General features: G+C 65.3%; 20 protein-coding genes and 1 pseudogene. 17 read left to right on the top strand and 4 right to left on the bottom strand.

All coding sequences use genetic code 11. From position 1 onward, the window contains the following. Positions 1-305: 305 nt before the first annotated feature. From FG93_RS24900 to FG93_RS24890, 3 genes are all read right to left on the bottom strand, one after another. Positions 306-794 (bottom strand): hypothetical protein, encoded by a 489-nt coding sequence (locus tag FG93_RS24900; protein ID WP_043239849.1) that lies wholly within the window; start codon positions 792-794, stop codon positions 306-308. 279 nt (positions 795-1,073) lie between these two features. Further along, on the bottom strand, positions 1,074-1,352 hold the full coding sequence (locus FG93_RS24895; RefSeq protein ID WP_152579612.1) for a hypothetical protein: 279 nt from the start codon (positions 1,350-1,352) through the stop codon (positions 1,074-1,076). 141 nt (positions 1,353-1,493) lie between these two features. After that, complete coding sequence (locus FG93_RS24890; RefSeq protein ID WP_043239845.1) at positions 1,494-2,705, bottom strand: Xaa-Pro peptidase family protein; 1,212 nt, start codon at positions 2,703-2,705, stop codon at positions 1,494-1,496. A gap of 754 nt (positions 2,706-3,459) precedes the next feature. On the opposite strand from FG93_RS24890, the gene FG93_RS24885 reads away from it, so the two are divergent. The 13 genes and pseudogenes from FG93_RS24885 to FG93_RS33685 all read left to right on the top strand — a co-directional run. After that, positions 3,460-4,338, top strand: coding sequence for an ABC transporter substrate-binding protein (locus FG93_RS24885; RefSeq protein ID WP_244448729.1), 879 nt, complete (start codon positions 3,460-3,462; stop codon positions 4,336-4,338). A gap of 23 nt (positions 4,339-4,361) precedes the next feature. Further along, positions 4,362-5,354, top strand: coding sequence for an NAD(P)H-quinone oxidoreductase (locus tag FG93_RS24880; RefSeq protein WP_043239936.1), 993 nt, complete (start codon positions 4,362-4,364; stop codon positions 5,352-5,354). 72 nt (positions 5,355-5,426) lie between these two features. Further along, complete coding sequence (locus tag FG93_RS24875) at positions 5,427-6,260, top strand: amino acid ABC transporter permease (RefSeq protein WP_043239844.1); 834 nt, start codon at positions 5,427-5,429, stop codon at positions 6,258-6,260. A 12-nt stretch (positions 6,261-6,272) separates the two neighbouring features. Continuing rightward, positions 6,273-7,091, top strand: a complete 819-nt coding sequence (locus tag FG93_RS24870; RefSeq protein ID WP_043239842.1) for an amino acid ABC transporter ATP-binding protein — start codon at positions 6,273-6,275, stop codon at positions 7,089-7,091. Positions 7,092-7,108: 17 nt separating this feature from the next. After that, positions 7,109-7,951 carry an ABC transporter substrate-binding protein gene (locus tag FG93_RS24865; RefSeq protein ID WP_043239841.1) on the top strand — a complete coding sequence of 281 codons (843 nt, stop codon included), beginning with the start codon at positions 7,109-7,111 and terminating at the stop codon, positions 7,949-7,951. A gap of 73 nt (positions 7,952-8,024) precedes the next feature. Further along, entirely contained in the window at positions 8,025-8,900 is an 876-nt protein-coding gene (locus FG93_RS24860) for a polysaccharide deacetylase (protein WP_043239839.1), read from the top strand. Between the two features lie 163 nt (positions 8,901-9,063). Beyond that, a complete protein-coding gene (locus FG93_RS24855) occupies positions 9,064-10,494 on the top strand; it encodes an amidohydrolase family protein (RefSeq protein WP_043239837.1) in 1,431 nt (476 codons plus the stop codon). A gap of 74 nt (positions 10,495-10,568) precedes the next feature. Then, positions 10,569-11,513 (top strand): LysR family transcriptional regulator, encoded by a 945-nt coding sequence (locus FG93_RS24850; protein WP_081881831.1) that lies wholly within the window; start codon positions 10,569-10,571, stop codon positions 11,511-11,513. 103 nt (positions 11,514-11,616) lie between these two features. Continuing rightward, a complete protein-coding gene (locus FG93_RS24845) occupies positions 11,617-13,191 on the top strand; it encodes an ABC transporter substrate-binding protein (protein WP_043239835.1) in 1,575 nt (524 codons plus the stop codon). 134 nt (positions 13,192-13,325) lie between these two features. Continuing rightward, the gene (locus FG93_RS24840) at positions 13,326-14,627 is read left to right on the top strand and encodes a Zn-dependent hydrolase (protein WP_043239834.1); all 1,302 of its coding nucleotides are present in this window, start codon (positions 13,326-13,328) and stop codon (positions 14,625-14,627) included. Positions 14,628-14,681: 54 nt separating this feature from the next. Then, positions 14,682-15,341 carry an aspartate/glutamate racemase family protein gene (locus tag FG93_RS24835; RefSeq protein ID WP_043239832.1) on the top strand — a complete coding sequence of 220 codons (660 nt, stop codon included), beginning with the start codon at positions 14,682-14,684 and terminating at the stop codon, positions 15,339-15,341. Between the two features lie 15 nt (positions 15,342-15,356). After that, a complete protein-coding gene (hydA, locus tag FG93_RS24830; protein WP_043239830.1) occupies positions 15,357-16,838 on the top strand; it encodes a dihydropyrimidinase in 1,482 nt (493 codons plus the stop codon). A 129-nt stretch (positions 16,839-16,967) separates the two neighbouring features. Then, positions 16,968-17,150 (top strand): annotated as a pseudogene (locus FG93_RS33685) (hypothetical protein); the annotation flags it as partial. A 112-nt stretch (positions 17,151-17,262) separates the two neighbouring features. Here FG93_RS33685 and FG93_RS24825 read toward each other — a convergent pair. After that, the gene (locus FG93_RS24825) at positions 17,263-17,979 is read right to left on the bottom strand and encodes a GntR family transcriptional regulator (RefSeq protein WP_043239828.1); all 717 of its coding nucleotides are present in this window, start codon (positions 17,977-17,979) and stop codon (positions 17,263-17,265) included. Positions 17,980-18,064: 85 nt separating this feature from the next. Here FG93_RS24825 and FG93_RS24820 point away from each other — a divergent pair, with 85 nt between their 5' ends. Genes FG93_RS24820 through FG93_RS24805 form a run of 4 tightly spaced genes read left to right on the top strand, consistent with a single transcriptional unit; the run spans position 18,065 to position 22,992 of the window. Continuing rightward, complete coding sequence (locus tag FG93_RS24820) at positions 18,065-19,084, top strand: Ldh family oxidoreductase (RefSeq protein WP_043239825.1); 1,020 nt, start codon at positions 18,065-18,067, stop codon at positions 19,082-19,084. A 5-nt stretch (positions 19,085-19,089) separates the two neighbouring features. Beyond that, positions 19,090-20,331: an iron-containing alcohol dehydrogenase gene (locus FG93_RS24815; protein WP_043239822.1), complete on the top strand. Its 1,242-nt coding sequence runs from the start codon at positions 19,090-19,092 to the stop codon at positions 20,329-20,331. Positions 20,332-20,349: 18 nt separating this feature from the next. Beyond that, positions 20,350-21,828: an NAD-dependent succinate-semialdehyde dehydrogenase gene (locus tag FG93_RS24810; RefSeq protein ID WP_043239820.1), complete on the top strand. Its 1,479-nt coding sequence runs from the start codon at positions 20,350-20,352 to the stop codon at positions 21,826-21,828. A 48-nt stretch (positions 21,829-21,876) separates the two neighbouring features. Continuing rightward, positions 21,877-22,992, top strand: coding sequence for a mandelate racemase/muconate lactonizing enzyme family protein (locus FG93_RS24805; protein ID WP_043239818.1), 1,116 nt, complete (start codon positions 21,877-21,879; stop codon positions 22,990-22,992). Positions 22,993-23,004: the final 12 nt, after the last annotated feature.

Here is a 23,004-nt window from a genome sequence, read left to right as displayed (position 1 = left end):
ATGAATTTGGGAGTCCGGACATCTACGTTTGCCGCAACAATGCAGCGGGCTACACTCCGGAAGGCTGCCGACTTGATTGGCTCGTCTTGATCGAGCTGCGGCCAGGCGACGGGACTATTGCTCGGGAACCCGAGAAGCGGCGAGCCTTCGTGCGAGCGAATTGCTGAGAGCTAGCGGTGTCCGCTTTGGGTCGTTTCCGGAAGGAGCGACGGCGCGCCTCCAACGTTCGAGACGGGTGGATTGCTGAAGTTCGGGAGGCCTCCGCTTCGCTCCGGTCGGGCTGCTTGTCCGCGATGGGGCCACGGTCAGGCGGTGAGCGCGATTGCGGTCGCGAGGAAGCTTCCCATCGCGAGAACGGCTCGGGCGAGATGGGAATACTCCCAGATGTCGCGCAGCCGGGTCCAGCTGCGCTGATCATCTCCCAGCGGGATCGAGAAGAAGCTGCCGCCGAACTTGCCGAGGTCGGTATCGCGCAGCCAGAAGCCGTTCACCGGATGGATCAGCACCCAATAGACCAGATTCATCGCGGCGAGCAGCGCGAAAGCTGCAATCAGCCACCAGAAGGCGCTGCCGGCGTCGCGCAGCAGCCAGGTGAGGATAGCCAGAGCCAGGAGGCCGCCGGCATCGCCGACCATGCCGCCAAGGGTGAAGCCCGGATAATAGATCGACTGGACCTCGATATAGGCATCGCGCGACAGGCGCAGCTTGCCCGGGAATTCGAGCGCGTGCGCCAGCGAGAGCGCCATGGCAATCGCGACGAGCAGCAAGGTGAAGACATGGAAGGTTTTGACCATGGCCGGCTCCGTTCGGGACGCTGCTTCCCTGCCAACGCCCGCGCTCGACCGGCGGTTCCTCGGGCCCCAACATCTTCAATCGGTACGTAAAGGATTCCGCGTTCTGTGCGGAGGACATGTATCTCGCGCCCGCCTGGGTCAGGACCCAGAATTCGAGTTCGTGCTTTGTCGGCTACACATGCTCCGACAATCGTGATGACTAGAACTCCTGAGCGGAGCGGCGTCAGCGCCTGAGATCCACTCATCCGCGCTGACGTCGCACTCAAGCCTGGCCCGTTCTCAACGCTGACAATAGCGTTGGTAGTGCGCCGCAACTCTCTGCGAGACGATATCGCAGCGACCGTAATTTCGACTCTGCCCGCCACAACTGCAGTAATAGACGGGGTCGGAACAGCGGCGCACATAGACCCACGAGCACCAGCTCACGAAGCCGGGCTGGTCCTTGGCCACGTAGCGATAGCCGAGCTGCTCCAATGCCTGGTAGGTCGGGCTCGATTGAGCGATCGCCGGCGTTGTCCCGAGAATGACGAAGGCGATCATGGCGGCCGCGCGTTTCACTGTCCGGCGTCTCCCAAATGCGTCGACAGCGCGCGCAGACCGCGCCGGTATTCTGCCGGACGACACGCCCGCAGCCATGTCACGGGCAGGCGTGCCGAGTCGATCGCGACGCCGGCGGACGGTTAACCGGCCGCGTGAGGCTCAGGCTGCGGAGCCGAAGGGATCGTCCACACTATGGGCCGGCTGCGTGAACCAGCGCGCACCGTCTTCCGCCATATAGGCGATGTCCTCGAGGCGAACGCCGAATTCACCGTAGATGCACATCATCGGCTCGACCGAGAAGCACATCCCCACCGCCAGCGGCGTGCGGTTGCCCTTGACCATGAAAGCCTCCTCGTGGATCTCGAGGCCGAGACCGTGCCCGGTGCGATGGGGCAGGCCCGGCACCTTGTAGCCGGGGCCGAAGCCGGCGGCCTCGATCACGCCGCGCGCAGCCTGGTCGACGGCCTCGCAGGGCGCGCCGAGCAGGGCCGCCCCAAATCCGGCGAGCTGTGCGCGCTTCTCCAGGTTCCAGATCTCCCGTTGACGCTCCGTCGGTTCGCCGAAGACATAGGTGCGGGTGATGTCCGAGTGATAGCCGCCGACCTTGGTTCCCATGTCGATCAGCACCATGTCGCCGTCAGTCAGCGTCTGCGGATAGGGCACGCCGTGCGGATAGGCCGTGGCCTCGCCGAACTGCGCGGCGCCGAAGGTCGGGCTCACCCCGAGCTTGCGATGGGCGCGGTCGAGGAATTCGACCAGCTCCGTCGTCGTCACGCCCACGCGCAGCGCCCGCGCCGCCGCCCGGTGAACCGTCATGGTGATGTCCATGGCACGCTGGATCAGGGCGATCTCGGCTGCCGATTTGACCTGGCGGCACGTTGCGGCAACCGGGCCGCCGCTCGCGAAACTGTAGCGGTTGCCGGCCTTGCGCAGTCCGTCGGCGATGAAGAAGGGGGTGTGCGGATCGAGCGCGATCGTGCCGCTGTCATAGCCGAGGCTGCGGATCGTCTCCACGACGAGCGCGGTCGGGTCCTCATGCTCTTCCCAGCACCGCACATCGTCGCCGAACTTCATGTATTCGCGCGTCTTCGGTTCCTCGAAGGCCGGGCTGAGATTGACGATTTCGCCCTCGGCCGGGACGATCGCGCCATGCAGCCGCTCGCTGAGCTTGAGCTCGATGCCGGTGAAATAGTGCAGGTTGGCCGAGGTATCGAGATAGAGCGCCTGCAGCCCCTGTTCACGCAGCAGGCTCTGCGCCTTCTCAACGCGTGCCTTGAACTCGTTGACCGCGATCGGCTCGATGCCGGACGTCATCGGATTCAGCCTGGCGAGTTCCGCCTCGAAGCTCGAGCCTCCCACCCCAATCGTCATCGCTATCCCCTGTTCGTTCAGTTCCCGGAATGCTCCGGCTTTCGCTGGCACGGGTGGGCGATCCAGCTTAGGCCCGTCGCCCCGGCGCAGTGCAGGTTGATAGTGCCTTGCATATTATTCGTCGACAAGGACGCGAAAGGCATCGCCGGGTTGCGATAGCGCGTTCTCCCGCCTGGGCTGTTGCCCTCTGAATTGGCTGTGGCCCGCTCGGCGTGAATCATGCCGAGGCGCTCCGGCGCCGTCCCGCAGGTGATCGCAACACGCGGCGCGGAGGGGCGTCCCGCTTGCGAGCCGATGATGGCGCAGAAGGTTCATGGCGCCCGTTCGATCACGGCCGCGAGCCCCCATCTGGCGCGGGCCTGCCCGAGCATCGGGCGATGATCGCAGCGCCCGAGGCCGGCGACCGGTCTCTCACTTTGGAATGGAGACCGTTTTTCCGATCAGCTTGCGGTGCAAGCTGATCGGAACGGGCTCCACCGGGGCATTGCTCCTTGCAGCGTTGCCCTTCCGGTCCGGGCGCGCGTCCCTCAAGGCATACAGCCGATGATTTCAGGGGCGCCATCGTATAACTGCGCCGAATAGCGACCGGAAACAAATCATAGCGCGAGAGCCCCGTCTCGTGCCCCGTTGGTGGCGGCTCCCGTTAAGATCGCTGCAGCGCAGGGCCAAAAGTGCCTTCGCTTCGAGCGTGCTTGTCCCTGGCATCTCTTTGCCGGGGCGGCACGGCTCGCAAGCAACAAAACGGGGAATGACTATGACCGCCAAGATGATGGCCAAGACCTCAGCCAACCGAAATCTTCGGGCCAGCGCCCTCGCACTGGCGCTCGGCCTTGCGACTGCTCTGCCCGCTGGCGCCCAGCAGGCGGGGACGGCGTTGCCGGCCTCCCTCAAGGCTGCCGGGCAGATCGTGGTCGGCATCGAGACGACCTATCCGCCCATGGCGTACAAGGATCCGAAGACCAACGAGCGCGCCGGCTTCAATGTCGAACTCGTCAACGCCATCGCCAAGGAACTCGGTATCCCCGTCAAATGGGAGGAGATGAGCTTCGAGCAGCTCATGACTTCGCTGACGACCGGCCGCATCGACATGATCGGCACCGCGATCAGCGACCTGCCGTCGCGCCGCGACAAGCTCACCTTCGTCGACTATCTCGCCACGGGCGCGCAGCCCTTCGCCCTGGCGGCCAAGGCCGGCGAGCTGAAGAGCAACACGGATCTGTGCGGCAAGACGGTCGGTGCCCCTCGTACCACGAGCTACATGCCGGTCACGGCGGCCTGGAGCGAGAAGAACTGCGCTGGCGCCGGCAAGCCCGCGATCACCGTCAACGGCACGGCCGGTGCGACCGCGACGCGGCTGGAGCTCAAGCAGGGCCGGCTCGACGCCGCGGTGCTCGGCCCCGAATACGTCGCCTATCTCATGGCGGACGAGCCGAATACCTATGCGTTCGTCGGCGAACCGCTGAACAAGACGCTTTTCGGCCTGGCCTTCGACAAGAAGAACACCGAGCTGCGCGACGCCGTCGCCAAGGCAATCGCGATGGTCATGAAGAACGGCGCCTATCAGCAGGCCCTGAAGAAATTCGGCCTCGAGCGGCAGAGCCTTCCCGAGCCAACGGTCGACGCCGGGCAGTAATGCCTGCTCATGAGGATCGGCTCATGAAGGCCGTCATTCTGCCTCGCTTCGGCGGGCCCGAGGTGTTCGCCTGGAGGGATATGCCGGTCCCGCGCGCTCGGCCCGGCGAGATCGTGCTGCGCGCTCGCGCAGCAGCGCTCAACTATGCCGATCTGCTGCAGCGTCGCGGGACCTATGGCATCGAGCAGAACCTGCCGAGGATCATCGGCTATGAATGCTCGGGCACCGTCGCGGAGGTCGGGGCAGGGGTGACCGGCTGGTGCGTCGGCGACGAAGCCTGTGCCCTGGTTTCGGAAGGGGCCTATGCCGAGTTCGTCGTGGCTCCGGCGGCGCAGGTACTGCCGGTGCCGAAAGGCATCGATCTGCTCGCCGCGGCCGCCTTGCCCGAGGCAGCCTGCACCGTCTGGTCGAACGTCTTCGATCTCGGCGCGCTGAACCCGGGCGAGAGCCTGCTCGTCCATGGCGGTGCCGGTGGCATCGGCTCCTTCGCCATCCAGGCGGCCAAGGCGATCGGCGTCCGCGTCTTCGCCACGGCGGGTAGCCCCGACAAGCTGCAGCGCTGCCGGGATTTCGGCGCCGATCGCGCGATCTCCTATGCCGAGGAGGATTTCGCCGCCGTCATCGAAGCAGAGACCGGCGGCCGGGGCGTCGATGTCATCCTCGACAACATGGGCGCGGCCTATCTCGACCGTAATGTCGCGGCGCTCGCTTCCGACGGACGCATCGTCATGATCGGCCTGCAAGGCGGGCGCGAGGCGACGATCGCGCTTGGCACCATGATGCGCAAGCGCGCCTCGCTGTTCACGACGTCGCTCCGTGACAGGCCTCCTCAGGCGAAGGCGCGTATCCTGGCCGGCGTTCTGCGCGACCTGTGGCCCCATCTCGCCAGCCGCGCCATCGCGCCCGTGATTGACCGCAGCTTTCCGCTCGCCGAGGCCGAAGCCGCGCACCGATACATGGAGAGCGGCAGCCATGTCGGGAAGATCCTGCTGACCTGCCCGGAAGCGCCCGGCTGAACCGGCGAGCCTGCGCCAATTCTTCGTCAATCCCTGCGCGTTCCTTCTACGCCCCGAAGCCATCGAGACAAGATGATCGCAGAATCCGACCACCTCATCATCGTTCCCCGGCGACATTTCGGCAGGCTGATCGGCGCCGCCATCGTCTGCCTCGCACTGGCCGCGATCGTTCGCGCCTTCGCGGTCGGGCAGATCGAATGGAACTACGTCGCCGAATTCCTGACGGTCGAGGCCATTATGACCGGCCTCGTCAACACGATCGTGATGGCGATCCTGGCGATGCTGCTCGGCATCACGCTCGGAGTCGTCTTCGCGGTGATGCGGCTTTCGGCCAATCCCGTGCTGTCGAAGACGGCTGTTGGCTACATCTGGTTCTTCCGGGCCGTGCCGGCGCTCTTGCAATTGCTGCTCTGGTTCAACCTCGCGCTGGTCTTCCCGACCATCGGCATTCCGGGGCTGTTCTCGTTCAAGACCGTCGACGTGATGACGCCCTTCGTCGCGGCGTTGCTCGCCCTCGGCATCCAGCAGGGTGCCTTCACGGCCGAGGTGGTGCGCGCCGGCCTGCTCTCGGTCGACAACGGCCAGTACGAGGCAGCGCAGACGCTCGGCATGACGCGTCTGAAGCTCCTGCGGCGGATCATCATGCCCCAGGCGATGCGCGTGATCGTGCCGCCTATCGGCAACGAGTTCATCGGCATGGTGAAGCTCACCTCGCTCGCGAGCGTCATCCAGTTCGCCGAGATCCTGCACAGCGCGCAGAACATCTACTACGCCAATTCGCGCGTCATCGAGCTGCTGATCGTTGCCGCGATCTGGTACCTGGTCGTCGTCACCATCCTCAGCCTGATCCAGGGGCGGATCGAAGCCTATTACGCCCGCGGCGTCGCCGCGCCGGCACGACGCTGAGGAGAGGGGGCCATGAACGACACCCTCCCCAAGGTCCGGACGACCGATCCCGACCATCTCGCCGCCGGCGCCCCCCTTGTCCTCGCCCAGAAGGTCGAGAAGCATTTCGGGCAGCTCAAGGTGCTGAAGGGCATCGACCTCGCGATCTCGAAAGGCGAGGTGCTGTGCATCATCGGCCCCTCCGGCTCGGGCAAGAGCACCTTCCTGCGCTGCATCAACCAGCTCGAGCGCATCGATGGCGGTGCGCTCTGGGTCTCGGGCGAGCGCGTCGGCTACCACCGCGAGGGCAACAAGCTCTACGAGCTCGACGACGCAGCGATCGCCCGCCAGCGCCGCTCGATCGGCATGGTGTTCCAGCGCTTCAACCTGTTCCCGCATCTGACGGCCCTGCAGAACATCATCGAGGGGCCGGTGCAGGTGCTGGGCGAGCCGGCCACCGAAGCGAGGGCCCGCGCGCTCGCCCTCCTCGAACGGGTCGGGCTCGCCGAGAAGCGCGACGCCTATCCCTCCCAGCTCTCCGGCGGCCAGCAGCAGCGCGTCGCCATCGCGCGCGCGCTCGCCATGCGCCCGGAGCTCCTGCTCTTCGACGAGCCGACCTCGGCACTGGACCCGGAGCTGGTCTCCGAGGTGCTGCGCGTCATGCGCGACCTCGCGGAGACCGGGATGACCATGATCTGCGTCACGCACGAACTCGGCTTCGCACGCGATGTCGGCCACCGCGTCGCCTTCATGGACCAGGGCCAGATCGTCGAGCTCGGTGATCCGCGCGCCGTGCTGGTCGACCCGAAGGAGGCCCGCACCCGTGCCTTCATCAACGCCGTCCGCCATTGACGAACAAGGGGAAAACCATGTCGAAGACATCCATCCTGCTCGGCCTCTCGGCCCTCGCGCTCTGTGCCGCGGCGGGCTTCGCCGAGGCCCAGAGCCTGCCGGCGCGCATCCTGGAGAAGAAGACGCTCGTCGTCGCCAACGTGCCGAACTATCCGCCGCTCGAGTTCAAGGACCCGAAGACCTCCAAGCTGACAGGCCTCGACATCGACCTCGGCGAAGCGCTCGGCAAGCAGCTCGGCGTCACGGTCAAATGGGAGGAGATCAGCTTCGAGCAGATGATTTCGGCACTGACCACCGGCCGCGCCGACATGATCCTCTCGGGCATGAGCGATCTGCCGGGGCGGCGCGAGAGCCTGGATTTCGTCGACTATCTCGCCTCCGGCGCGCAGTTCTACACCAATGGCGACCGCAAGGATGAGTTCAAGGACCTTGCCGCCCTCTGCGGCAAGAAGGTCGGCGCCAGCCGCCGCACCTCCTTTCCCAAGGAGATGGAAGGCTGGAGCAAGGAAAACTGCGAGGCCAAGGGCAAGCCGGCGCTGCAGATCGTCGGCACGGAGGGCTCGGCCGATGCGCGCACGCAACTCAGGCAGAAGCGCCTCGATGCCGCCGTGCAGGGCAGCGAGACCTTGCCCTATCTGATGAATCAGGAGCCCGGCAGCTACGCGGTCCTGGGGACGCCCTTCACCACCGTCTATCAGGGCCTCGCCTTCGCCAAGAAGGATACCGAACTGCGCGACGCGGTCGCCAGGGCCTTCACCGCGATGCTGGCCGATGGCAGCTATGCCGCCGTGCTGCAGAAGTGGGAGCTGGCCGACGCCAAGGTCGACACGCTGATGATCAACGGCGAAACCAAGAACTGAATCCAAACACGAACCGCTCCCGTCACGCTCCCGCCGTCAAGCGGGCGGCGCCCATTCGCGAAAGACGCCTGCCATGCTCACAGATTTCCCCCAGCGCGCCGCCAATCCCGCCGATCCCGCCCCGGACTATCCCTGGCCGGCCGGGTACCGGTGCGCGGTGTTCCCGGCCTTCGACGTCGATGCCGAGACGGCCTGGTTGCAATACGACGCCAAGAACACCGATCGGCTCGTGACGCTCTCCTTCGGCGGCTACGAGGAGCGGGTCGGCGTCCCCAAGATCCTGGACTACCTCCGCTCGGTGGAGATCAAGGCGACCTTCTTTATCCCCGGCTGGGTCGTCGAGGTGCACCCGAAGATGTGCGAGGCCATCGTCAGGGACGGGCACGAGGTCGGCCATCACGGCTACTCCCACAAGCGGCCGGAGCCCGGCGACTTCGCCGCCGACAAGGAGGAGATCGACAAGACGCTGGAGATCTTCAAGCGCGTGCTCGGCGTGACGCCGGTCGGTTACCGGGCCCCGTCGGGTGAGAATTACGACGAGCTGCTCGGCTATCTCAGCGACAAGGGCATCGTCTATTCCTCTTCCTTTCGCGACGATATCCGCCCCTACCGTCACAAGCTCCGCGACGGCTCGAAGGGGCCCGTCGAGCTGCCGGTCAACATGTCGTTCGACGATTGGCTCTACGGCCTGTCGCAGCGCTTCTCGCCGCGCCCGATGTTCCCGAAGGAGCATGTGCTCTCGATCTGGAACGACGAGCTCGACCAGACGCGCGAATGGGGCGGGCTCGTCTCCATGGTGATGCATCCGCAGGTCTCGGGGCGGCCGATGCGGATCGGCATCATGCGCGATTTCCTGGCGCGCGCTCGCGGCTACGGTGACGTCTGGATCGCCACCGGCAAGGAGATCGCCGAGCATTTCCGCGCGCAGGAGAAGGCGGCGGGCGCCTGAAGGGCGCATCCTCCCACTCTCAAGCCCTCATCCTGAGGAACCGCGGCGCGCGGCGTCTCGAAGGATGATCCAGAGCCGTCTGGAGCATCCGTCGAGACGGCCTTCCGGGCCTCCTCGGAATGAGGGCTCAAATACCCCCGGGAACGCCGAGGTGAAGCGAACCATGACCACCCGCATCCGCAATGCCGACATCGTCATCGCCTATGACCCGGCGTCCGACGACCATGTCTACCGCCGCAATCTCGATGTCGTCTTCGATGCGAGCGGCATCCTGCAACTCGGCGAGGGCTTCGCGGGCGAGATCGCGCGTGAGATCGACGGCAAGGGCTTCATGGTCATGCCGGGCCTCGTCGACATCCACTCCCACCCGTCGAGCGAGCCCGGCAACAAGGGCATGACCGACGAGGTCGGCACGCCAAAACTCTACAACTCCTCGCTCTACGAATTCCTCTGGCTGTTTCGCGCCGATGCGGAGGGCATTCCGCATCTGAACCATGTTGCCTGGTCGGAGTTGCTGATGTCCGGCGTCACCACGCTGGTCGACCTCTCCTTCCCGAGCGAGGGCTGGCTCGATCGGGCGGCGACGAGCGGCCTGCGCATGGTCATGGCGCCGATGTACCGCAACGGCCGCTGGTTCACCCGCAACGGATATACCGTCGAGTACGAGCTCGACCATGCCGCTGGCCGCAAGGCGATGGAGGAGGCGTTCAGAATCATCGACGCTGCGCAGGCCCATGAGTCCGGTCGGCTCTCCGGCCTCGCATGCCCCGCCCAGATCGACACCTGCACGGAGGAGCTCTTCCGCGCCTCGATCGCCGCTGCGGCCGAGCGGAAGATTCCGATCCAGACCCATGCGGGCCAGTCGATCAGCGAGTTCCACGAGATGATCCGCCGCAGCGGGCTCTCGCCGATCCAGTGGCTGGACAGCGTCGGCTTCCTCGCCCCGAACGCCTCGATCGCCCACGCCATCTTCCTCGACGACCACCCCTGGGTGCGCTGGCCGACCAGGACCGATCTCGCACGCCTCGCCGAGACCGGCACCTCGGTTGCGCATTGTCCGACCGTCTTCGGCCGGCGGGGCTTCACGCTACGTGACCTCGGCCGCTATCTGAAGGCGGGCGTCAATATCGGCATCGGCACCGACACCTTCCCGCACAACATGCTGGAGGAATTGCGCCATGCCGGCGTCTATGCCCGCATCACCGGCGAGAGCCATGCGGTGGTGACCATGGGGCAGGTCTTCCGGGCCGCGACGCTCGGTGGCGCGAAGCTGCTCGGGCGCAACGACATCGGCCGGCTCGCCAGGGGCGCTCAGGCTGATTTGGTCATGGTCGACCTGACCCATCCGATGATGCGCCCGACGCGCGACCCGCTGAAGAGTTTGGTCAACGCCGCAGCCGACCGGGCTGTCGCCCATGTCTTCGTCCAGGGCAAGCAGGTGGTCGCCGATGGCAAGGTCCTGACGATGGACTATCAGGCGGCGTCGGACGGCCTCGAAGCGGCGCAGCGGCGCGCGCTCTCCACGGCCTCCTCACTGGATTGGGCCGGGCGTTCAGTCGACGAACTCTCGCCGCCGAGCCTGCGCTGGGCCTGAGGTCGGATGCAGCCAGGGGTGGCTTATGATTTCCTGGGCGAATAGGATGTGGCCATATTATTCGGAAAGCGCATATGAACCTCCGTCAGATCGAGCTTTTGCGCGCCGTGGTCCGCTGCGAGACCACGGTTCGCGCCGCCCAGGAGCTGGGGCTGTCGCAGCCCGCGGTCAGTAACGCGATCAAGCATCTCGAAAGCCAGATCGGTTTTCCCCTGTTCGAACGCGTCAACAACCGCCTGTTCCCGACGGCCGAGGCCCGTTCGCTCTACAAGGATTCCGAGCCGATATTTGCCCTGCATGCCGCTTTCGAGGGCAAGGTGCAGGACATCAAGGAGAACCGCGCCGGCCATATCCGCATCATCGCCACACCGCCGCTGGGCTACGGAGTCCTGCCTTCCGCCCTTCGCAACTATCTGGCAAAGCGCCCGAAGGTGCGGGTCTCCTTCGATGTCCGGCGCTTCGAGCATGTCATCGAGAGCGTCGAGAACGGCACGGCGGAGCTCGGCTTCGTCATGGGCCTGGACGACGACCGCGGGCTGGCCTGCGAGACCTTCTTCACCGGAGACATGGTCTGCGTCATGCGCCCGGACCATCCGCTCGCCGCCAAGCCGACGATCACTCCGGAGGATCTGCGCGACGTGCCCTATATCGCGCTCGAACAGGGCACGCGCATGGGCACGATCGTTCGCAACGCTTTTGCCCAGGCCGGCGCGCCGTTCAGGTTTTCCGTCGAGGTCCGCTATTGCAACACGGCCTGCGTTCTCGTGGAAAGCGGTGTCGGCGTCGCGGTGGTCGATCCACTGTCACCGGTCTTCAGCGGACACTACGACCTCGCCATCCGGCCCTTCTCCCCCGCTTCGGAGGTTCGGGCGTCAGCCGTCCGATCCCGCAAGCGCCCGATCTCGCGGGCTGCAGAGGCGTTCTTGCGGGAAGTCAGGCTGGTGGCTGCCGAGACGGCCACCAAGCTTGCTGCGCCCGAGCTCTCCGCACGGTATTCAACCAGCAAATGTCACCCCTGAAATCGTCATAGCAGCGGCGATTGTCTCAGCGGGCGCATCGCCCCAAGGTCGGGACCGCACGCACCGGTCCTCGGCTGCGTCACGAATTGCCCAGGGAAGCCGTATGCTCAACCGCCGCCATTTCGTCGCCGGCGCCGCCGCCGCCTCGCTCGCCGCGCCGGCTCTGGTTCGTGCAGCACCCGCTTCGACCCTGCGTTTCGTGCCGGTCATCGATCTCGCTTTCCCGGATCCGATCTATGCGACGGCGCAGGTCTCGCGGACCCATGGCTTCATGGTTTTCGACACGCTCTACGGCATGAACACCAAGCTCGAACTGTCTCCGCAGATGGTCGAAGGCCACACGGTCGAGAACGACGGCAAGCTCTGGAATCTGACGTTGCGCGACGGCCTGCTCTGGCACGACGGCGAGAAAGTGACGGCCCGCGACTGCGTCGCCAGCATCCGGCGCTGGGCCATGCGCGACGCCGCCGGAGACGCGCTGATGCAGGCGACCGAGGAATTGTCGGCTCCCGACGACCGCACCATACGCTTTCGCCTCAAGGTGCCGTTCCCCTATCTGCCCTATGCGCTCGGCAAGGTCTCGGCACCGGTCTGCTTCATGATGCCCGAGCGGCTGGCCGCCACCGACCCATTCAAGGTCATTCCCGAGGTCGTCGGCTCCGGTCCCTTCCGCTACAAGGCCGACGAGCGCGTGCCCGGTGCCCGCAACGTCTATGAGCGCTTCGCGCGCTACAAGCCGCGCGAGGGAACGCCGGACTGGACCTCGGGCCCGAAGATCATCCACTTCGACCGCGTCGAGTGGACTACGATGCCGGACGCAGCGACTGGAACCGCAGCCGTCCAGGCCGGCGAGCAGGACTGGCAGGAGGCGATGCCGCATGACCTGATGCCGGTCATCGCCGCCAACAGGGCCGCACGCACGGCGGTGCTCGATCCGCTCGGCTTCACCTGCCAGATGCGCGTGAACCATCTGCAACCACCGTTCGACAATCCGGCGATTCGGCGTGCCCTGCTCGGCGCCATCGACCAGGACGCCTTCATGATGGCGGTCGCCGGCGACGATCCGGCCTTCCGGCACATGCCGCTGGGCTATTTCACACCCGATACGCCCATGGCGAGCGACGCAGGCCTCGATGTCTTCCGGGGCAAGCGCGACTACGACAAGGTCAGGCGCGAGTTGAAGGCGGCCGGCTACAACGGCGAAAAGGTCGTGCTGCTGGTGCCCGCCGACTCGCTCGCCCAGAAGCCGCTGGGGGATATCGCAGCCGACGTCATGCAGAAGGCGGGCATGAACGTTGAATATACAGCGCTCGATTTCGGGTCGGTGCTCAAGCGCCGCGTCAACAAGGGCCCCTCCGGCCAGGGAGGCTGGAACGTCTTCGTCGGCAATTGGCAGGGCATCGACTGGCTCAATCCGCTCGTCCACTCGACCTTGCGTGGAGACGGTGCCTTTCCGGGCTGGGTCAAGAGCGAGAAGATCGAGGCGTTGCGCGGGCAATGGCTGGCGACCAGCGATACCGCCGTGCAGAAGCGCATCTGCGACGAGATTCAAAAGGTCGCCTTGCAAGAGGTTCCCTACTATCCGATCGGCCAGTACAAGCAGCCGACGCTCTTCCGCAGCGATCTATCGGGGATGATGAAGGGCACACCGGTGTTCTGGAACCTCAAACGCGGCTGACCGCCGCCCCGTGACGCGGCGCGAGTTGCACCTGTGAACCTGCCGATCACCGCTATGACCGTTGCGATCTGCAACCAGCAAGGCGGCGCAGCTCAATCCCGGCCGGATGCCGGGTTCAACCAACTGGACCGATCATGACCGCAACCGCCCGGACGCCCCGCGCCGATACAGCGATCGCCGAGGCCGTGGCCGCGCAGCGTGCCTGGGTGGAGAACCTGTTCGGGCGGTTGGCGGACGGCAGCCGCGACGAGCCCGGGATAACGCGCGACACCTATGGCGCCGGCGAGGAATTCGGCCATCGCCTCCTGGTGGAGCACGGTCAGGCGCGGGGGCTCGTCGTCTCGCACGACTTCGCGGCCAACACCTATGTCACCTTGCCCGGTCGCGATGCCACCGCTCCGCGCATCTTGATCGGCTCACATCTCGATAGCGTGCCGCATGGCGGCAATTTCGATGGTGCAGCGGGTGTCGTTGCTGGTCTCGTCGTCATCGAGACGCTGCGCGCGCTCGGCATCCGGCCGTGCTGCAACGTCACCGCGATGGGGGTACGCGCCGAGGAGAGCGTCTGGTTCCAGGTCTCCTATATCGGCAGCCGTTCGGCTCTCGGAACCTTGCCGGATGGTGCGCTGGACGCCAGGCGCATCGACGACGGTCGGCTGCTCTCCGCGGGCATCGACGCCAGCGGCGGCGATTCCGGCGCGATCCGCAGGCGCGAGCGGCATCTGGACCCGGCCGCGATCCGGGCCTTCCTCGAGGTTCACATCGAGCAGGCCCCCAGCTTGATCGAATCCAGGCTTCCGGTCGCGATCTGCACCGGCGTGCCGGGCAATTTCCGCTATCCGGATGCGCGCATCGTCGGGCGCTACGATCACGTCGGCACGCCACGCCGCTTCCGCCGCGACGCCGCCATGGCCGGCGCCGAGTTCGCCATGCTGCTCGACCGGCTGTGGCAGGAGGAGGAGGCGGCGGGCTTTCCGATGGCGGTGACGCTCGGTCGCTTCCACACCGATACCGCCGTTCATGGCTTGACGACCGTTGCGGGCGACTTCGCCTTCAGCCTCGACGTGCGTGCGTATGATCCGGTGGTGCTGGAGCGCGTCGAGGCCAGCATGCTGGTCGCCATCCGCGAGATCGAGACGCGCCGGCGCGTGACCTTTGAACTCGGCGCGCGCGCCAGCGCGGCCGTGGGACCGGTCGACCCCGTCATCGTCGCCGGGCTCGAGGCAGCAGCGGCACGTCAGGGCATCGCGACGATGCCGCTGGGCAGCCCGGCCTCCCATGATTCGGCCGCTTTCGCGGCCGCCGGCGTGCCCATCGCCATGCTGTTCGTGCGCAATGAGCACGGCAGCCATAACCCGCTGGAAGCGATGGAGATCGACGATTTCCTCGCCGCCTGCACCGTCCTCGCCGATTGGGTGGCGAGAGAGGTCGCCTGAGCCGGTCTGCGATGCCATGCTGAACCACCAGCCCACCCATTCTGGACCTTGCCGATGAACCGCCGCCCCCGCATCCTCGTCATCAATCCCAATTCGAATGAAGCGGTCACGGAAGGGCTGCGCCAGGCTCTGACGCCGTTCTCCTTTGCCGAGGGGCCCGAGATCGTCTGCGAGACACTTGCCGAGGGCCCGGTCGGCATCGAGACGCAGGAGCATGTCGAGAGCGTCACGCTTCCGCTGCGCCGCCGTGTCGAGGCCGCCAACGACGTCGATGCCTTCGTCATCGCCTGCTATTCCGACCCCGGCCTCCACGTCACCCGCGAGGGCACGACAAACCCGGTCCTCGGCATCGCCGAGTGCGGCGTTCTGACGGCGCTGACGCGCGCGGACCGCTTTGGGGTCATCGCGATCAAGTCGCGCTCGATCCCGCGTCACATCCGCTATCTGCGCCAGATGGGGCAGATGGACCGGCTGGCCGGCGAGCGGCCTCTCGAAATCTCGGTGGCGGAAAGCGCCTCGGGCGAGGCCACGCTGCAGCGCATGATCACGGTCGGCCGAGAACTCCGGGACGAGGACGGTGCAGGCGTCGTCATCATGGGCTGCGCCGGCATGGCGCGCCACCGCAGGGCGTTGGAAGATGCTCTGGGCATTCCGGTTATCGACCCGACCCAAGCCGCAGTCGCGATGGCGATCGGTACGGTCATGGTGCGCTGAGAAGGGCGGGAGCAGATGACAGCGAACTACGATCTGGTCATTCGCGGCGGCACCGTCGGCTCCGCTACGGGGAGCTTCCGCGCCGATGTCGCGGTCAAGGACGGCAAGGTCGCCGCGCTGGGCCTGGGGCTCGCGCCGGGCGCCCGCGAAATCGACGCCAGCGGCAAGCTCGTCCTGCCGGGCGGCATCGATACCCATGCCCATGTCGAGCAGGTCTCGGCAGGGGGGCTGCTCAATGCCGACACCTTCGAGAGCGCTACGACCTCGGCGGCCTTCGGCGGCAACACCACGCTGATCTCCTTCGCGGCCCAGCACCGCGGCCTCGACCTCAGGCAGGTCGTCGACGACTACGCCGAACGTGCACGGCGCGGAGCACTGATCGACTATGCTTTCCACCTCATCGTCGCCAATCCCGACGCTAAGACGATCGAGGAGGACCTGCCGGCACTGATCGGCGAGGGCCATGCCTCGATCAAGGTCTTCATGACCTACGACCTGATCAAGGTCGACGACGAGCCGCTGCTCGATCTGCTGCTGACGGCAAGGCAGAACCGGGCGCTGGTCTGCGTCCATGCCGAGAACCACGGCATGATCTCCTGGATGGGCAGGAAGCTTGTCGAGAAGGGCTATGTCACGCCGAAATACCACGCGATCAGCCACCCGCGAGGCTCCGAAGCCGAGGCATTCAACCGGCTGATCACAGCCGCAGAGCTGCTCGACCAGCCGATCATGATCTTCCATGTCTCGACTGCAGAAGGGGCGCAGGTGATCCGGCAGGCGCGCGGGCGCGGCCTCAAGGTCTTTGCCGAGACCTGCCCGCAATATCTCTTCCTGACGCGGCACGACCTCGACAAGCCAGGGCTCGAAGGCGCCAAATGGATGTGCTCGCCGCCGCCGCGCGAGGAAACAGATCAGGAGGCGCTTTGGCAGGCGCTGGCGCTCGGCGACATCCAGACGGTCTCGTCGGACCATGCGCCCTATCGCTTCGACGAGACCGGAAAGCTCTCGGCAGGCCCGAACCCGACCTTCAAGCAGATCGCCAACGGCCTGCCGGGATTGGAGACACGGCTGCCGCTGCTCTTCGACGCTCTGGTCTCGAAAGGCCGGCCTGAATTCGCCGGGCGCGGGCTCGAGGCTTTCGTGAACCTGACTGCGACCGCACCCGCCGAGATCTACAATCTTCCCGGCAAGGGGGCGCTGCTGCCCGGCTACGACGCCGACATCGCGATCTGGGACCCAAACAAGACGGCAACCATCACCGACGCGGCGATGCATGACCGCACCGGCTTCACGCCCTTTGCGGGCCGCAGCGTCACGGGATGGCCGGAGCGCGTTCTCGTCAGGGGGCTGGAAATCGTCTCCGGCAGCGCGCTGCTCGGCACCCCCGGCTCGGGCCGCTGGCTGAGCCGGAGCGGCGGGAACGCGGCCATGCCAACCGGCCGCCTTGTTCCCGATCTCGACCCGAGGCAGAATTTCGGTGCGGCCTTGCTCGACTGAGCGCGCGCTCGTCCGTTTGGGTGCAAGGCGCGTTTGCCGCGTCTTCGCGCCCATCGATCGCAAGCGGGGGCGGGTCGCTGCGGAATCGTCCACAGCTCCCAATGCCGCAACGCTCACCCGTCATGGCCATTGCCGCTTCAGGTCGACAATGGCCTTCGACCGCCTGGAGGCGCCCAGTTTGCCCCAGCTGCCGCGCAGTCCATGAAGCCTCCGGAGAAGACCGTCATGGTCGGCGGGGCCCCGATGTATCCGTCGCGGACCATCGTTCAGAACGCCGCCAACTCGAAGGACCACACCACCCTGGTGGCGGCGGCCAATCATTCAATGGGACATGCGTCGCAGCGAGATCGGATTGGAGCGCGAACTCGCTCGCTTTAACGCCAGCACTCAGCAGAACGATGCTTGCCCAAAATTCGAAGTTTAATCAGGAAGCTCGCGGGTAGCGTGTAAAGAATGTCGCAAAGCGCTCGCTCGATCGAACTATGTGACTCCGCATCGCCTCTGCGGCAGCTTCCGCATCCCGCCCTCGCAAGGCGGCGATGATCTGAGCATGCTCGTCATTCGCTTCGGCGGTGGCTTGAGAATGATAGAAGAGCCGGAAAAGATGCACGTGCGTGTGTAGGTTAGCCAGCGCCTCGCGCACCAACTCGTTGCCGCTGCCTGCCGCGATCAGATCATGAAATTCGCTGTCACGTTGCGCAAATTGACCATAGGCAATCTGAGGATCTTCGGCCTCGAGGGCTTTCATCTCCTGTGCCAAGCTTTCCAGGGTCTCGATCGAGGCGTCCGTCATGGTGACGGCGGCCTTCGCTGCGGCGAAGGGTTCCAACAGCAGTCGGAGTTCGTAGAGTTGCTCGAGGCGTGACTTGTTCAACTGGTCGGCGGCGCTGTAGCCGACGAGGTGCCGCTTGACGACGAGCCCCTGTGTTTCCAGCCGCGAGAGCGCCTCGCGGATAGGGGTTTGGGAGACGCCGAGTTCACGCACCAGATTGTCCACGGAGATCCGCCCGCCCGGGGCAATCTTGTGGGACATGAGCTGCGCATAGATTGCGTTGTAGACTTCATCACCCAGCCGAGTAGGGCGCCGCAGCAAAGTCGATGCTGTGAAACTTTGTTTCTCCGGACTGCTGTCCTTTGGCATTTCTATGCCCCCCCGCCTTGACGCCCCAGAATCCTAGCACCATAGTCCGCCCACCTCAATCCTATATCCGATCGGATTTGATATCATGCGGCTGCTTGAGGTTTCGAAGGTGAGAGAAGTGGCGGGCAGGGCGCTCGCCCAGGCGGGCGTTCCGCTCGACCATGCCGCGCTCCAGCTCGACCTTCTGCTCGAAGCCGAGCTCCGCGGAGTACCGTCTCACGGCTTGCTTCGGCTTGATCGAGTCATTGAACGGATCGTCAACGGCGTCGCCGACCCTCATGCCAAGGGTAGTCAGACCTGGCGATCCGATGCCTTCTTGGCGGTGGACGGACAAATGGGGCTCGGCCCGGTCGTCGCCAACGCAGCGCTGGATGTGATTCAAGAGCGGGCTCGACGGACCGGCATCGCACTGGCCGCAATCACGAACTCCAACCATATCGGCATGCTTGGCTGGTACGCGGAAAACGTCGCGGCTCAGGGCCAAACCCTTATTGCACTCTCGACAAGCGAAGCTCTGGTGCATCCGTGGGGTGGGCGAAAGGCGCTCATCGGCACCAATCCCATTGCGATTGGCGTCCCGACGGAGAACGAGCCCTTTGTCATGGATACGGCGACCAGTATCGTGTCGATGGGTGAGATCCACGATCACGCGCATCGCGGCGTGAGCATCCCTGAACACTGGGCGCTCGATGCCGACGGCAACCCGACGACCGATCCGAACCGCGCCAAAAACGGGGCTCTCGCATCGTTCGGCGGAGCCAAAGGATATGCGCTTGGCCTCGCATTTGAATTGCTGGTGACCAGCCTTGCCGGCGCCGCGATCGGCCCTGATGTGCGCGGCACGCTCGATGCGAGCGATATCTGCAACAAGGGCGACGTGTTCATTGTCGTCGACGGGCCGCAGCCCAAGCTCGCCGGCTATCTCGATCTCATCCGAAGCACCGAACCCGCCCAGGGTTTCGATCGCGTTCTCGTTCCCGGCGACAGAGCCCGGGAATGCCGCAAGCAGCGCCTCGTCGAAGGTATACCGGTCGCCGAAGAGGTCTGGGAGCGGCTGCAGGTGCTCGCAAACTCACCCATCTCCCCCAACCGCAAATATGGTTAGAGCGAATGCCCGCAGCCTTGTTCGGAACTCTTCGCACCCCGCGAAACCTGGTGTTTGGAGCTGGTCAGCGTGGCGCGTTGCCAGCGTTCGCCCGCTCGCTCGGCCAGCGCGCCCTGGTCGTGACGGATGAGCGCCTGGCGGCGGATCCGGCCTTCGCTGCACTGATCGACGCCATCAGCCGCGCTGGCGTTGCCACGAAGGTCTTTTCAGGGACGATCGCCGAGCTTCCCGCATCCTGCATCACCGCGGGGGTTGAAGCAGGCCGTGCCTTCGATCCCGATCTGATCATCGGCATCGGCGGCGGAAGCTGTATCGACGCTGCCAAAGTGATCGCGCTGATACTGGCGCATGGCGGAACGGCCAGTGACTACTACGGCGAATTCAAGATTCCTGGTCCGGTGCTGCCGCTCATCGCTGTGCCGACGACATCGGGCACGGGCTCCGAGGTCACGCCGGTTGCCGTGATTGCCGACCCGGATCGCGCCGTGAAAGTCGGAATCGCAAGCCCCCATCTTATCCCGCACACCGCGATCTGCGACCCTGAGCTGACCTATTCGTGTCCCCCGTCGCTGACGGCCATTTCCGGCGCGGATGCGTTGACGCATGCCATCGAAGCTTTCACCACAATCCGGCGCGACCCGACCGCGACGATCGCTCACGAACACGTCTTCCTCGGCAAGAATGCTCTGAGCGACCATTATGCTCTGTTGGCGATCTCCCATATCGCCGCAAGTCTCAAACCGGCCTACGACAACGGAACCGACACGGTTGCCCGCGAGCGCCTTATGTTGGGAGCGACCGCTGCGGGCCTGGCCTTCGGCACGGCAGGCACTGCCGCGGCCCATGCTGTCCAGTACCCGGTAGGGGCCCTGACCCATACGCCGCATGGCGCGGGCGTTGCGGTCATGTTGCCTTATGTCATGGAGTTCAACCGGTCGCATGCTCGCGCCGCCATGGCCGAGATTGCCGACGCGATGGGCGCCGAGACAACCGGGCTCTCGGAGGACCAGAAGGCAAGTGCGGCCATCGACGCTGTCGCGGCGCTCTTCGGCTCAATCGGAATACCCCGCACCATCGCGGAGCTCGGGGTAGGGCGGGACCAGATGCCCCTCGTGGCCGCACAAGCCATGGGCGCCACGCGTTTGATCAAGAACAACCCACGTCCTCTCGACCCGGAGTCGATGGCAGCCCTTGTCGCGGCCGCCTTCCACGGGGATCGCAGAGCGGCTGCGCGACTGAATTCATAAGGGAAAGGCCCCCCGCAGATGAACCTTCATCAAACGATCCCCGCGCGGCTCAGCTTCGCCATTGCGGATGTCCCGACCGATATCTTTGTTGCCGGCAAATGGCGGGCGGGCGCGACGGGGAAAAGGATCGAGGTCTATGACCCATCGACGCAAGCCGTTATCGCCTCCGTTGCCGATGCCAGCATTGACGATGCCATGGATGCCGTGCGGGCGGCCCATGAGGCAGGCCCTGCCTGGGCGGCCACGCCGCCGCGCAGGCGTTCGGAAATCCTGCGCCGCTGCTTCGAACTCATGATGGAGCGCAAAGACTTTCTGGCCGAACTGATCTCGCTTGAGAACGGCAAGGCTCTCAGCGACGCCAAGGGTGAGGTCGCTTACGCCGCCGAGTTCTTTCGCTGGTTCTCGGAAGAGGCCGTGCGCCTGAATGGAGACCTGTCGATCGCGCCGAGCGGAGCCAACCGGATCCTGGTCGAGCACCAGCCGATCGGCGTTGCCGTGCTGGTCACGCCCTGGAACTTTCCCGCTGCCATGGCGACACGCAAGATCGGTCCGGCCCTTGCCGCCGGCTGCACGGTCGTCCTCAAGCCCGCCACCGAGACGCCCCTCACAGCCTATGCCCTTGCGGCTCTGTACGCGGAAGCCGGCGTGCCCGATGGCGTCGTCAACGTGATCACGACCTCCCGCTCGGGCGCGACGGTCAGCGCCATGCTGCACGATCCGCGCGTTCGCAAACTCTCGTTCACGGGCTCGACCGAAGTGGGGCGCAAGCTTCTGCACGAGGCCGCCGACACGGTGATTTCCTGCTCGATGGAACTCGGTGGCAATGCCCCGTTCATCGTTTTCGACGACGCTGATCTCGAGGCCTCACTGGATGGCGCAATGATCGCCAAGATGCGCAACGGCGGTGAGGCCTGCACGGCGGCCAACCGCTTCTACGTTCAGGAGGGCATCCTGGCCGCTTTCTCGAAGGGGCTGGCGGAGCGGATGGGGGGCTTGGTCGTGGGCGCCGGCTACGATGCCGCGACCCAATGCGGCCCACTCATCAATGCCGATGCCGTCAGCCGCATCGATGGCCTCGTTGAAGATGCCGTCAAGCGCGGCGCGACGGTGCTGACTGGTGGCAAGCCGCTCGACCGCAGCGGCTTTTTCTATCCACCGACCGTGCTGAGCGGGGTTCCGACCGATGCTGCCATTAGCAGCGATGAGATCTTCGGTCCCATTGCGCCGATCTCGTCCTTCAAGACCGAGGAGGAGGCGATCCGCCTGGCCAACGACACCGAGTATGGGTTGATCTCATATGTGTACACGCGCGACCTCTCCAAGGGATTGCGCGTCGCGGGCAAGCTGGAAAGCGGCATGGTCGGCCTTAATCGAGGGCTCGTGTCGGATCCGGCTGCCCCGTTCGGCGGCACCAAGCAGAGTGGCCTCGGCCGGGAGGGCGCGCATCACGGCATCCTCGAATTCTGTGAGACAAAATACGTCGCAGTGAGCTGGTGATCGCCCTGCGATGATCATGTGGGTGGAAAGCGCGAAGGGTGGATCATAATGAAGATTGCCAAGGTGGAGACATTCCAGGTCGAGTGGGGCGCGTCCGCAAAGGGGGCGCGCAGCGCATTCGTGCGGATCGAGACCGAGGATGGTCAGTACGGCCTGGGTGAAGCCTCGCCCATGCAAGGCGGTCTGGCTTCGCTTGTCATCATCGCCAACGACATGGCTCCGGCCCTGATCGGGAAGGATGCGCTCGATCATGCCGTTCTGCTGGACACCTTATTCCACAAATGCGTCAAACTCGGACCGGAAGGGGCCACGACGGCCGCGCTCGCTGCGCTCGACATCGCGCTGTGGGACCTCAAGGGAAAGCTCCTGGGCCAGCCCGTCCATAAGCTGCTCGGCGGGGCCTGGCGCACGGCTCTGCCCTGCTATGCCTCCGTCGGCGGCAATGCCTGGCGCACCGTGGACCAGGTTGTCGAAGTCGTCATGCGGCGCGTGGAGAAGGAGCGGCCCGCGGCGGTGAAGATCCGCTGGGACGGCGACCGGACCAGGCAGGACGTCGATATTTCCGGCGACATTGCCAAGGCCAAGGCTGTCCGCAAGGCACTGGGCGATCAGTTCGTGCTCGGGTTCGACGCCAATAACGGCTATTCGGTCGGTGGCGCGATGCGTGTCGGCCGGGCGCTCGAAGACCTTGGCTACACCTGGTTCGAAGAGCCCGTTCAGCACTATCATGTTGCTGCCATGGGCGAGGTCGCCCAGCGCCTCGACATCACGGTTTCCGCCGGCGAACAGACCTACACGCTTCAGGGGCTCAAGGACCTGATCAATGCCGGCGTGCGCATGGTGCAGCCTGATATCGTCAAGATGGGAGGCATCACCGGGCTGATGCAATGCGCCGCCATCGCCTATGCTCACGGCGTCGAGCTCGTCCCGCATCAAACCCAGCCTTCCGTCGGCCATCTCGCCAATATTCATGTGCTGTCGACCATCATGCATCTCAGCAAACCGGTCGAATTGGCGGATAACTGGGAGCGGGCTGGATCGCTCTTCAAGAAGAACCCGTCCGAGCCCATCGATGGGCGCTTCGAATTGCCGACTGCTCCGGGACTCGGAATGGAATTCGACGAGGCCGAGATGAAAAAGCGGAGCATTCCCATCAGCGCTTGACGTCAAAACAAA

This window comes from Allobosea sp. LC85 (genome assembly GCF_000735605.1).
Classification (GTDB): domain Bacteria; phylum Pseudomonadota; class Alphaproteobacteria; order Rhizobiales; family Beijerinckiaceae; genus Allobosea.
This window is presented reverse-complemented; position numbering and strand designations above follow the sequence as displayed.